The 13,705-nt window shown below is 34.8% G+C and carries 10 protein-coding genes; all 10 read right to left on the reverse strand.

Annotated features, from left to right (window positions below; all coding sequences use genetic code 11):
• Positions 1 to 4: 4 nt before the first annotated feature.
• On the reverse strand, positions 5 to 448 hold the full coding sequence (locus HPY74_03835; GenBank protein NSW89809.1) for a 4Fe-4S dicluster domain-containing protein: 444 nt from the start codon (positions 446 to 448) through the stop codon (positions 5 to 7).
• Between the two features lie 34 nt (positions 449 to 482).
• Positions 483 to 1,391: a methylenetetrahydrofolate reductase gene (locus tag HPY74_03840; GenBank protein ID NSW89810.1), complete on the reverse strand. Its 909-nt coding sequence runs from the start codon at positions 1,389 to 1,391 to the stop codon at positions 483 to 485.
• An 80-nt stretch (positions 1,392 to 1,471) separates the two neighbouring features.
• Entirely contained in the window at positions 1,472 to 2,140 is a 669-nt protein-coding gene (locus HPY74_03845; GenBank protein ID NSW89811.1) for a methylenetetrahydrofolate reductase C-terminal domain-containing protein, read from the reverse strand.
• Positions 2,141 to 2,202: 62 nt separating this feature from the next.
• The gene (locus HPY74_03850; GenBank protein NSW89812.1) at positions 2,203 to 3,783 is read right to left on the reverse strand and encodes a hydrogenase iron-sulfur subunit; all 1,581 of its coding nucleotides are present in this window, start codon (positions 3,781 to 3,783) and stop codon (positions 2,203 to 2,205) included.
• Between the two features lie 75 nt (positions 3,784 to 3,858).
• Positions 3,859 to 4,923, reverse strand: a complete 1,065-nt coding sequence (locus HPY74_03855) for a CoB--CoM heterodisulfide reductase iron-sulfur subunit A family protein (protein ID NSW89813.1) — start codon at positions 4,921 to 4,923, stop codon at positions 3,859 to 3,861.
• A gap of 175 nt (positions 4,924 to 5,098) precedes the next feature.
• Complete coding sequence (locus HPY74_03860) at positions 5,099 to 9,532, reverse strand: chromosome partitioning protein ParA (GenBank protein ID NSW89814.1); 4,434 nt, start codon at positions 9,530 to 9,532, stop codon at positions 5,099 to 5,101.
• A 65-nt stretch (positions 9,533 to 9,597) separates the two neighbouring features.
• Positions 9,598 to 10,341 carry a hypothetical protein gene (locus HPY74_03865; GenBank protein NSW89815.1) on the reverse strand — a complete coding sequence of 248 codons (744 nt, stop codon included), beginning with the start codon at positions 10,339 to 10,341 and terminating at the stop codon, positions 9,598 to 9,600.
• Positions 10,341 to 11,984, reverse strand: a complete 1,644-nt coding sequence (locus HPY74_03870; GenBank protein NSW89816.1) for a hypothetical protein — start codon at positions 11,982 to 11,984, stop codon at positions 10,341 to 10,343. Before HPY74_03870 ends, HPY74_03865 begins: the two co-directional genes overlap by 1 nt.
• Positions 11,968 to 13,086, reverse strand: coding sequence for a hypothetical protein (locus HPY74_03875; protein NSW89817.1), 1,119 nt, complete (start codon positions 13,084 to 13,086; stop codon positions 11,968 to 11,970). Before HPY74_03875 ends, HPY74_03870 begins: the two co-directional genes overlap by 17 nt.
• Positions 13,087 to 13,557: 471 nt before the next feature.
• The coding region (locus HPY74_03880) for a thioredoxin family protein (GenBank protein ID NSW89818.1) at positions 13,558 to 13,705 on the reverse strand (148 nt) is incomplete at its 5' end.

Consider the following 13,705-nt stretch of genomic DNA (forward strand, 5'->3'; position numbering starts at 1 on the left):
CAATTTACAAGTCTCCCTGATCATTTAATTCTTTCTGAGCATTAACCTTTATTGTTAATTCCTTAACCTTCGATATCCGTTGCTTTCTTAACTCTATATCTATGTTCTCAATTTCCTTTAACATGCTTTCCGGGGCATAACCTTCTTCGACCGCCATTTGTCTTAAAACTCTTACTATATCTGCAAATCTCACGTCCTGGGGACAATGGGCGACGCAAATATGGCATTGGCTGCATTGCCATATTTCAGGGGAAGAGAGGACTTCCTCCTTCATTCCCAGCAAAATCATTCTCATAAAACGCCTGGGATTATATTCACTATATAAACTGCTTACCGGGCAACCCGCTGTACAGGTACCACATAAATAACAATTTTTTACCTTCTCTCCACCAGGCCTTGATGCCACCTCATTTTTAAATTCAGTATCAAGCAATGTACATGCCAGCATATTAATCACTCCGTTCAAAACGTTTCTTAAACATTTACAATGCAGGTCTTGGCAGGAAACCTGCCTTTTCTACAATTACAGGCACTATGTTTTCCCAGCCTACCGCCATAATGTGGATACCCTTTACCCCTTCTATCTTCCTTATTTCATTAATTAAATCCAGGGCAATCCTTACTCCCTCTTCCTCCTGGGATACTGCTTTTGCCATCCTTTCAACAAAAATGTCAGGCACATCCATTCCGGCAACCTTTTTTGTCATCTCAATTGATTTTAATGATTTATTAACCAGGATACCTGCCAAAATATAAGCTTTATTATGGAGGCCTGCTTTCCTTACTCTTTCCATCCACCCGGCAAACTTCTCTACATCGTATATAGCCTGGGTTTGAATGAACTGTGCCCCTGCTGCAATTTTTTTATGCAGCCTTATAAACTGGAGTTCTTCAGGATCCGCAAAAGGATTGGCGGTTGCACCTATAAAAAACTCAGCCGGTGTTTTAGTGCTCCTTCCGCACATAAAAACCTTTTCTTCCTTCATCATTCTTAAAGCATTTACCAGTTGAATTGAGTCAATGTCATAGACATTTTTTGATTGGGGATGATTACCGAAAGACTGGTGGTCCCCCGAGAGACATAAAACATTCCTAAGTCCAAGAGCATATGCGCCCAAAAGGTCACTCTGGATTGCAATCCTGTTCCTGTCACGGCATGTCATTTGGACTACAGCTTCTAATCCTTCCTGCTGTATCAAATAGGCCGCCGCAATACTGGACATTCTAACCATGGCTGTCTGGTTATCGGTGACATTTGCCGCATCAACCAGCCCTGCCATATCCCGGGCTTTCTTGCGTACAAAATCCGCATCTGCACTCATTGGAGGGCCTATTTCAGCAGTTACGGAAAAATGGCCTGCCTTCAATACTTTCTGCAAATTGCTCTTCATATTTTTATCATGTAGATTTATATTTTCATTATCTTTATTACTAGTTATATTTACATTATCTATATTACTTGACTTTGAGCTCAAAGCATAACCTCCTTTTTCTCCACTTTCCTGGGACCCCCATCCCTGCTGCTTCTCCAATCTTTAGGAGGAATTATCTCATATAAATTATCCAGTTTTCCAAGGACTTTAAGCCTGTCATATATCAATTGCCATCCACAGTCAATGTCAGGATTGATTTCGCATTTTCCTCTTGATGAACCTCCACAAGGCCCATTAAAATTGCTCTTTGAGCATCTCGTCACAGGGCAAATACCACCTGTCTTTTCCAGTATACAATCGCCACAACCCTGACACATCTCAGTCCAAACTCCTACATCTCTTGTAACTCCCATAAACTTGGTATTGACACCTGGAAGTACAGGCTTATTCTTAAATTTTTCCACCATAAACTGTACCCCAGCTCCACAACCTAAAGATAGGATTGCTTCGCAATCTTCCAGTTGAAAAGCAATATCTTCAAGAAATTCACTATCACATTGCCTTTTAGGTGTTACCACTTTTATTTCAATGTGCTTATTTTGCTCCATACTTTTAACTTTCAGCACAGAAGCCAACTTCAAGGCCTCCTTTTCCCCTCCTGCCATGCACACCGTAACACATGTGCCACAAGCAGCAATGGCAATTTTATTAAAACCTTCCAGGTACCTTATTATTTCTTCTATAGGTTTTTGTTCGGCAACTATCAAAGTAAAACCACCTTCTCTCCTATAACAAATTCCGTGTACAATGCTTTACTGTAAAGCCGCTTCTATGTTACCGTACTCTTTGTCCTGTCATCAATTAACAATCTTATATGCTCTTCTGCAACATAAGGCATGGCATGGGAAACTTGTATATAATCTATCCTGTTTTCATCAAGTCCTAAATCCCTTAAAAGTTTCCTTGCCCTATCTACGTGAAGTTTCGACCTTTTGTTACCCTCAAAATGTTTACAGGCCTTATCCATACAGGTCATAACCAGCACTTTTTCAAAGTCTTTAAGTGAATCGAGAAGCATCTCAGTAGCTATTTTCCCTCCACAGGAAACAGGTACAATTTCTATTTTCTCTTGGAGTTTTTCCATGCGATCCAATATTTTTTTGACAGCTATTTCTCCTGAATTTTCGCAGCAAATTATTTTTAAAGACTTCCGTATTACACAACCGTTGAAATTATCCGGATAGTCTGATTTTTTTGCGGTATCTAAAACATCTAAACTATTATCCTCTACAATGCTTATGGCATTAGCAGGGCAAACCGACTCACAAATTCCGCATCCGCAACATGCATTCTTTAAACTCTTCATTACCGAGTTTTCATAATCAGGATACATTGCCTGGTGGGGGCATGCCCTGTAACAGGTATAGCAGAAAGCACATTTTTCACTGTCTACCTGTGCATAATAAATGCTATATTGCGTAAGATTATGTTCTCTTTTCTTTATGTCTACATCTTTTTCTTTGGCTGTTTGTAAAAACGATAAATCTTCTTTAATTGATGATATTGTAAAATTAATACAATCTTCCAATTCTCCGTCTCCTCCGGGTAAGGATTTTGTGTTTATTAAATATACGCCCTTGCGGCTTGTCAAGGTAGGATACAGAAAACTGTTTCTTCCGTTTGCAAAACCCTCTTCGTTTAGTTTTAACCTTAACATTTTATATATATTTTTCAATCCTTCTCCGGGGATCAAAGACCCCACCCACACCAGTAAACTTGTTTCAATAGTAATACTCCCTATTTCATGGATTGCTTTTATATAAAAAAGATTTTTTTCAATATCATAGTTTATGGAAATATTATCATATTTAACAAATGTGACGCCTAAACTTCTCGCATCCAAGTAAAGCCTTTCAAGGCTGCCTTCTGCCGGGCCTGCTGTCCTAATAAACTTAAGCAGACAAAACACCTTTCTTTTTTTCTTTGCAAACTCAATGGCCTTGATCAATACGGCATGAGTGTTGTATGCCTCGGATTCTTCAGGGTAATCCAAAAGAAAAACAATTGGGGCGTTTTTGTTACTTACACTGCTTATATAACTTATATTATTTATGTCATCCCGGCCTTCCAATTGGTCCAGAGTTAATACAGGCAAATACTCTGTACCGGACTCTTCCGGCAACTCTTCAGGGAAAGCTGCAAAAACCGATTCCTCTGTAATAACAATATGAGTAGCGTTAATAGTGTTTCCTGTTTTCCCTCCTGTTATTATGGTGAAATTCCCTACTTCCCCTTCAGCCCTCTTTATATCATTAATGTCTTCAAGAATTACTGGACTTAGGCCTTCTCTATTCAATCTTTCAGATAGCAATTCATTAATTCTGTTTTTACCGATAATTACAACACCCATTTTAAACTCCACATCCCCCATGTCCAAATAACACTTCTTTATATCTTCCTATACCTGAATTCCCACTTCTCACACCTAACTCCTCACCTCTACCCTCTCACCTCTCACCTCTAACTTCTCGCCTCTAAAAGCCAACTCTTTTGCAACTGCCAGTGATTGGGCATAAACCTCTTCTATTCTTTTCGGACCGCCTGCACAGCCTGCAATATATATTCCCGTGGTTTCAGGCCTCACAACATATCTGAGAAATCCGTTTTCGTCCTGTTCCAGCCCACATATCTCTGCAATATGCCCGGCATCCTCTGCGGGATGTATTCCTTCAGAAAGAATAATAATATCATATTCTCTCTCAATCAGTTTAGAAAGTTTTGGATCTTCATAAACTATTTTTGCAGGTGTAATGCCCGGTATACCACTTTTTATCTTTATCGGCCTGCACCCTATAAACTCAATTTTTTCATTTTTCAGTGATTCAAAATAGCCTCTCCCCTCAACCCACTGCAGATCCATGTAAAAGAAAGTTATTTCCGCTTCAGGGTAATACTGTCTTATTACTTTAGCTGCCCTGGTCGAATATCCACAGCAAACACGTGAACAGTACATGGCTTTTTCCTTTATATCTCTTGAACCAAAACATTGAATAAAGGCGATACTTTCCGGTTTTCCTGACAATAATCCACTAAATAATTCTTTTTTACCTCTATGTGAAATAATTTTCTCAAGTTGATATCCACTGATTATATTACTGTTGGAATTAAACTCAAGATTTGACCAAGATATTGAAGAAAAATTGTCGAAACCTATTGCAACAACAATTTTATCCGTTCTCTCAAGAATTCTGGTATTGTCTTTTACTTTGACAATTACTTTATAGTCTCCCTTTTTACCATCTATATCAATCAATCGTGAGTGTGTTAATATTTCTATTTTTTCATTATTCTTTATATTATCCCATAAATTCTTTACAAGGCACAGTCCACAATTATTACACGTATCTGTTGCTTTACAACCATAGTTTTTAACTTTACCACCTATATCATCGGACTTTTCAATAATAGTAACTTCCATACCCCTGCTCGCAACTTCATTTGCTATCAAGCATCCTGCAAGTCCTCCACCTATTACTACTATTCGGGCCATTTTCTATCACCTGTTTCAGTTTCAATAAGTTTCCATAGCTATGGTATAAAATTAGAACTATACAAACAAAAATTTCTATATAAACAAAAATTCATTTTTAATTATTACACATAACAAAAACAAGGTATAGAAAAATGTTTGTTTTTTTTGTACTTTTTAGTTGATTTATTGTATCCTAAATAAACCTCATCTGTTGGTGCTCAACCTTATAAAACGCTGTTTCAATACTCTGATCGGATTTTACCAGACTTGACCTGATAACGCTTGTATTTGACACGAGCATTCTATGCACTAAGCTGTATACCACATCAAACTGAGCGTAGATATTAACTTCCTGCAGTCCCGTCAAACATATCATTTGGGTTTTTGTAGCCTTTGCAAGTTCAAAAATATAGTTGAGCAGATGTCCTGCATTTGCCTGTCCGAAAGGATTGTCTATCCATATAACTTTTGAAGAACCGTGCCAATTTGTCTTTTTATACCGCAGATAAGAAATTATTGATATAAACATGGCAAAAAAGCCTGCTAGTTTTTCTCCGCCCGACCAGTTAATAACCGTCTCCCATGGTATATGCCGCGATAATTCAATATTTGATTCGGGTTTATATACTTTTATGACAATTTCATTTAAATTGACTACAGCATCAAAGAGGCGGACCGGAGACATCATCCTGGCTATTTCTTCGTCAATTTTTGCAGGGTCATACGTTCTATTCTCCTTCATTTTCTCAATTTCAGATATACAATTATCAATATATTGAGACATAGCTGCTTTGCCGGTTTCAGGATTAAGAGTTGGCATTTGTATCTCTACCGTCTTAACATTTACATTTCCTATTCTTATTTTAGAAAATCCATCCACCATTTTTAATTCATCATATACCGATTCAGCCCGCCTATAACTTCTTTCAACAATTTCATCTTTATTTTTTAAGCATTCTGCAAGTTGAAGTTCAGTGGCCCTTTTCATATTTTCAACAGTAAGTGATATTCCTTCATATATTTCTTTTATATATTCATAATTAAATATGTTTTCACTCATAATATTGGAAAGTATCCTCTTTATAACTTCATTATCTTCCCATTCCCTATCGCTGTAAAGCTGTTCGTAATTCTCCATTACCACATTTCTCGCAGTATTTAACTTTTCAACACTGGCATTATATTTTCTGTATTCTCTATTCTTAAGAACAGCAATCTCCTCGACTGACATTTTCATGATGTCCCATATGGATGTACCATCTTCTAAATTGCCATACTCATTAAAATCAACTTTTTGTCTTCCTTCCTCTCCCATAGCGCTTGCATCAATAATTGCACTCAGTGATATAAGAGTTTCCTCAATTTTCCCCTTTCTTACTTTCAGCGCAGCAAGTTTTGCTTCATTTTTTTTACATTTGCGTTCAAAATCATTTATCTGCTCGTTATACACTTCAATATCTATAACACTAATATCATCAAATTCACAAGGAGGCTTTCTATACATACTGAATATACTTTTTGCCATATGCTGAGTACTCCCTGTTAATTTGTCTCTTTCACTAACCAGCTTACTTTCTTTTGTCTTTAAAACACCAATTTCTTCTCTTAACTGTTTTAACTGTTTTTCATTCTCCTGTATTTCATCATAAGATATTCTTTCGGTTGCTGTTGTTTCCAGATCTCTTTCATCAAAACCATTTCTATGAATATTATTAATACAGCTGTCTATGTTTTTTTCTATCATGCTAATACTTTCTTTTATTAATTGCACCTGCTCTCCGGAAATTTTTCTTTCCAAACCCTTAATTCTGGCTTCAATTTCATCGGCTGTACCTTCAACTTTTATACTCATTTTGTCAATCCGCAAAAATGTTTTTACTTCACTTAATCTTATGCGATTTTTCTTCCTGTTTTCTTCATTCATCTTAATCTGTTCTTTTATTACAGAAATATCCTCTTTCAGCTTCTCCATTTTGTTTTCCAGCTCAAGCTTCTTATTTTCAATTAGCTTCTCTTGCCCTCTTAATTCTTCCATATTCATCTTGTGCTCTTTATCCAGTAAATTTAATTCAATATATCTGGTTAACCTTTCTATATAACTTTTGTTTTCTTCTATCTCTTTATCTTTCTGCTCAATATTTTCATTAACTAACTTTAAGTCAATTTCAATTCTATTATTTTGAGCTGCTAATTTTATAAGTTTTTCATTATGTGAATTAATATCCTTGTTCAATTGTTCAAGAGACTCGGATAGTTCTTTTATATATGATTGAGGATACTGTGTTATAAATTCCTCTATCCTGACAATTAATTTATTAATCCGTTCTTCATCTTCTTTATACTTAGAAATATTTAATTCTGTTGCTTGAAGATTGTCGTCAATACTTATCACATATTCATCAAAAACCTTTTCATTTACTGCTAATTCACTGTTTTTTGTGCGAACTACATAAATATCTAACAGGCCTATGGGATCAATCCCTTCAACCTGCTTAGTTTCTGTACTCTCACTCTCCATCTTTATCCCTTTGCTGCTGTTTACTATAAGGACTACAGGGTACTCCTCTACCAATTCCAAAATTTTTCCGGAAAGTGTCTTTACTCGATCCATTTCACTTTGTTCTACCACAATAGAATACTGAACCAGGGGATTTAAACTAATAAGCTTCTTCCTTTTCTCTTCCGGATGATATTTAAGCCACAATGTTCCAGGCAAACAATTTACATCATTTTCCACCAGAAAATCATATACCTTCTTAATTTCATAATCAGGTATATAATAATCACAATCTTCCAGCAGTAACTTCTTCTTTTTTATATCATGGTATCTGTTAATCTCCCTGGTTAGAGAATTTGATGTGGTATTTCTTTTATTTTTCAGTTTTTCCCTGAAACTATCTTCGTAAATATTTCCTTCTACTTCGTACACCAGGGCCTGCCTCTTCAAATCAGCCAATTTATTATTATATGATTCAATGCTGTTTTCAAAGTTCTTCTTCTTTTCTTCAAGCCTTGCAAGGTGTTCCCTTATATTAGACTCTCTTATTTTATTGTCTTCCAAAGCATTTTGAAGTTTAGTTCTTTCTTCTAACGCCTGATTTTTCTCCCCAAGTAAGATTTCCTCTCGTTCTTTCATCTTTTTTAAAAATTCTTCAGGCTCGAACATAATAGCTGCGTCTTTACTCAAGAAATACTGTGTAATCTGCTTTATTTCTTTTTGTACCTTTTTTATTTCGGATTCCAGCACCGCTATTTCCGCTTTAATTCTATCTCTTTCGGTATTGGTTTTTGCAATGTTATTATTTATTTGTAAAACTTCATTTTCTAAGGTTTCTTTTTTAACTAATAAATTTTTATAGGTTTCATCAAGATTGTTTCCTTTTTCTTCTAACAAACCCTTCAGATAAAGAAGACAATTCTGGTATTCCTCTTCCAGTTCACTCCTCTCCTTTATAATGGTTTGAAGCATGGTTTTTTTCTCAATAAGTTGTTTCCTTTGCTCAATAAGATCAATATAGTAGTTTGCTGAATAAAGGTACCTGATTTTGTTTTCAAAATCCTGTGCTTTGCTATCTTTCGTTCTAAGACAATTCCTTATTTCTTCTAAATCTTCCTCAATTAAATGTATCTGTTTAATTTCTTTGCGATACTCAAGACTATCTTTTCTGTATTTAGCCTCCTCAATTTGGGATTTTATCTTAAGAATTTCTTCTTCTATTCTTTCAATATCACTTTTAAGTCTCTTTATCACCATAGTAAGCAGATTTTCAAGAACACAAAGATTACGATAGCATGAAAAATTCTCTTCTACCTTTTTTGTATAATTGTCAACTTTAATAAGCAGTTCTTTGAATTTTTCGAGAAAACTATCGTAAACCTTTATTCTATGCTGATAAATGGGTATATTTTTTATATTTTCTAAGTGTTTTTTAAAAGTTTTTGCCAGTATACCTTCTTCATCCCCCTCCATAGGAGGCATAGCCGGTATTATTAGCTTCTCAACTACATGCCTTGATTTACGCGCACTTTCAAAAAACTTTTCGATACCACCTTCTGTTTGGTTAATTATTCTTATGGCTTCAAACTCTTCTTCAAAAAGATTATAGGTTTCCAGTTTCTGTCGGTAATCCTTAAGCCTGTCCCTTGAATAAACATTTATTCTGTATGCTGAAGAAGATGAAAGCTCGCGTAATAACTTGTAGAACTCTGAAAAACCTATCACTTGCTTACTACTATCCACCACTGGCATGTTTTTTATATCATACTTATTAGGTGCAGTATAAGAATGAATATAGGTAAAATATCTCAAGTCCTCACTACCTTTTGCAAAGCATACTCCAGTCAAAAGGTACTCGGTGCCTGCTGTAAGTCCATCTAAAATCCATTCTGTCATTATATGTGTAGTACCCGAATCCAGTTTAAAGTAATCGGCAAACCGGCGGCTTCCAAGCTGGCTATTCGGTTTTAAAACCTGGAGGGCAAGCTGAAGTATTAATGTTTTTCCGCCGCCATTTTCTAAGTTTAGTAGGGTATTCTTACCATCAAACTCAAACAATTCATTCGCAATATACTTTTTGTCATCATCATATTTAAAATTCACTACCCTAAATCGATTAACCTTTGGCATTGTATCAAACCCTTTCTAAAAAATATGGGAAATTTCAGTACAAATCATGTTGGTCATATTCCATATTATTCGACATTATTCGGGTGGTGCCAGGCACCCTCAATAAACGACAATATCTCCTTTTTACGAGTGTTTTCGGGATAATATCCCATTATCAGGGCGTCCATCTTACTTGTTGTAAATATCTCGTTTTCATTGTCTATATTCACCAACCCTTGTTCTCTCAAAAACCTTATTGTTTTAAAAATATAGCTAATCCTTGTCCCCGTAGACAAACTGTACTGAACAATTTTTTCATCATAAGCAGGAAGGTTTAGCCAGAATCTCGCTGCAGAAGAAAAATTATAACTTAATTCTCTATCAACTTTCTCCCTTTCTTCTTCTTCCAATTGAGAAATGTTTTCCATCTTTTGTGTGATATAGTTTTCAAGTTCTTCAACTTTCAACATAGTTCTGCATTTATTATTATAGTTTTCGCCGTTATAAAATTTTATTATTATAGCTAGAATTATAATATAAACGACATATAATTCAGTGTTGTTGGAAATCCTCAAAGCATTTCTCAGTTCTTCATTAGTAAAACCTAAAAGTCTGTTATCTATATGGGGAGAATAATACAGAATATCTCCTGCCCTAATTATCATTATACCTGCCTCTTCCTCTAAAAGGTGCATTAGATGCGATACTTCAGGGTCATCGTAATCATTGAACAACGCCGGATCGTCAGACTTTTTCATTTCCGATTTTTCAAGCAGCCTTAAAAATATTCTGAAAGCTTTTCTTGCTGACTCTGAATGTACGTATTCCATTAAAATTCCCCCCTTATTATAAAATTAGTAATAATATTTCCATTTGCGAAAGTATATACTTCTTTGGATACCTCTTTGGATACCTCTTTGGACAAATTGCCTGCGAAGTTATCCGGTGAAATCAACGCCAACTTTTTAATTTTTCTGTAATGCTTGTTTTTCTCAATTATTCTCGTCACAATAAGCTCAAGATTTATGTTATATGTAGTGTCTGAAACAAGCCTGGTTCCTACCTCTGTAATTTCAGTAATATCCAACTCCTTATTCTGATGAAGCATCATTATTAGGCTGTAAAAGTCAAAATCCGAAGAAGCTTTATTGTATGCTTCAACATCAAATCTTTCCAATACAGCCTCCAGTGTAGTTTCAACTTTATTTTTCTCTGTACCTGCCTTCCCACTTATATACACCCAATAAACCTCTTCTAAAATTTTTTCAAGGTAATACTCTATCTTTTTGTTCCTTATTTCCACCTGCTCCTTTATTTCTTTTTCCTTTTTCTCCATCTCTTCTTCTATATCTATAAAAGTTTGCTCTTCCTCTTCCTCTGTTCTAATTCGTTGATAGTCTACAGCTTTCATAATATTGAACTGTTTATATTTCCCTGTATTAACAATAATAGGGGAAAGAATTGAATGCAATATATCAACTGGCAAATCCTTCGACATAAGCACATCAAATATACTTTTCTCAAAATCAATAAACTCGGATATTCCCTGCCTTAACCTGAATTCAAGCATTTTGAGATACTCTTCTATTATGTTTAGTTTTTCCTTGAAAAGCCTGTCATGTTCCGCCGCTGTTATATTAAGTCTTTCAGAAAGTTTACTTATCTGAAACAAGGCTTTCAGGTCTTTCTCATCAAGCTCTTCTTGACTTATTTTTTCAATGTTTTCTCGCTGCTCTTTTAATATCCTTTTAATATTAGTAAACTCTTTTCTCTCAATATTAAACTGTTCCTGTATACGCACAAACATTTTCTTTAATTCTTCAAAATCCACTCCGAGAACATTTTGACGAATATTAAGTATTAATGCCTCAAGTTTTTCCCTAAGCTGTCTTACCTGCAGATTTAATTCGTTTACTGTTTGAAGTGCTCCTGTAAATACTCCTTTTTCTATTTGCTGCTTAAGGTAAAGCTGTGTAACATTTATTCGGAACTCCGAGTAAATCTCCCTTGTTTTAAAAAGAAGCTCCATTCCCTGCTCAGTAAGCTTATATTTAGCCATTTTCTTTATTTCATAATATGACGTGTCAATCAGTTTTACGGGAACAGTTTCATCCTTTCCTGATTCAAGGTTTTTATAAGGATAAGGGAAAACCTCTCCTCCGCTCCCGGCAATAGCATCTCTGATGTAAAAAGCCATTTCTTTTGCTTCATCTTGTGTGATATTCCTGCCGTAGGAATCATAAATCACATCCTGCAAAAAAGAAGCAATTTCGTCAATACTGCATTCTTCCCTTCCTATAAGCATATTTTCCAGAATAAACAGCATTACGCCAAAACCTATTGAAACCATATCGTACTCTTCATATTTCTGCAGATATGCAAGCTTCTTAATTAGATGTACAAAAGGTGCAAGATTTCTCATCCTTACGGAGAAATCTTTCAAGCACTCATATTTATTAATCTTCTCTTGCAAAACTTAATGCCTCCTGAGGTATATATTTCCCTAATTTTAAAACATTTGAAATTCTTTGTCTGTAGTATTCGTCAAAGAAATTCAAAAATTCTTCAATTAAAATTACATCCTGTTTTCTTTTTAAATTCGGCGGAGAATCTGTTCCATCAATCAATTCCTTATACAGTTCCACATGAGGTATTATGTTATATTGAGAATAACTATCTTTTAAGTTAAGGTAAATACCTATGCCTTCATAATCAATATCGCCGAAATAATATATATTGTCAATAGTTTGTTCTCTGGCAATTTCTTCCATAAATTTAAAACTGCTTATTATCTTTTTACCTTCGCCATAAATTAAAAGATCAATTTTAATCCCACCTATAACAGTGCCAGGCTTTCTGTTAAGCAGTTTCATAATGGACATAAAAGTGTCTTTATTCTCAATTATCAAGGCGTTATACTTGTTGCAGCTATTCGATTCCCTATTTTGGTTTAAATTTGTGTCTTTTTTTATATCTTTATTTGCATCATTTCTATTATATAAAATGTAAAAAAAGGCTTCGTAAGTCTTGTAGCAGTTTAAACTATCAAGACTCATCCCGAGCCTTTTTAAAAGAGCTTCTCCGTGTTGTGCCAGATATTTTTCATCATTGAATATCTCAAAAGATCTTTCATTTAGTGTATACCTGTACTTGAGGAATTTGCTTTTTTCCTTATTTAATAAATAATTGTGAAGCTTTAAAATATAATCCCTGTCTTTTTTATACTGTTTAAGGTTTTTTAAATAATAAGTCTTTTTTATCTCAGGATAAATAGAAATAAGTTCTCGCCTTAAGTCTTCCTCTTCACCAGTAGATATGCCTTCCTTCAAATTACTTGTATTTACCCTGTACCTTAAAGCTAAAGGAGGATTCCTGGGATATATACCGGAATTTTTGACAGGAGAAAGCACTCCTTGATTACATAAATCTTCTATAATAGAGGCAAATTTTTGATAGCCACCCTCCAGTTCAAACTTTAATGCTCCCAACTGTTCTTCAGTCATCATTAAAATGTCCCGTGTTTCAATCATTTTCTTTTTACTTCCTTCAATGATTTTTTTTACCTGTCTATCCAATAAAACATCAAGCCCCTTACACTTAAACAGCAATCTATGTAATAGCAGATTTTTTATTTTTAGTTAGTTCTAATGCTCTATTACTAGCATTATTGTATATCATTTACACTCCGGTTTCAACACTCGTTTGTGTCAATAACACATCATTCAATAATACATCAGTGTATTGTTATAAAGCCAATTGTCAAGAAAACCATCTTATCAGATTTTACATACTTTCAGCATTCTTATATATTTCTTCATAATAATAAATAATAATAATTGGTTTCAAATCAAAACACCTCAATTTACCCTTATGCCTGCCAGATAAAATAAAATGCAAGCAGTATCAGTATACTCCCGGCTGCTTTCTCTACAGTTGTCTGGTATTTGCTCAGCTTTTCAAAATTTTTCAACGTTCCCGTAAATATACTTGTGCCTAAGTTTCAAATAGAGAAGCTAAGAAGCTTCTCTATTAACTTGCAAATCTCCTTACATTTCATCCTTTATGAGCTTTTTGATTTCTTCCGTGCCAGGAACTCTGCCAAAAGCCTTTACTTTGCCATTTACTACAAGTCCTGGAGTCATCATAATGTTGTACTCTGTGATTTTGTTTATTTCAGTTACTTTTTCAACATCG

This window comes from Bacillota bacterium, from assembly GCA_013314855.1.
Taxonomy (GTDB): Bacteria; Bacillota; Clostridia; order Acetivibrionales; family DUMC01; genus Ch48.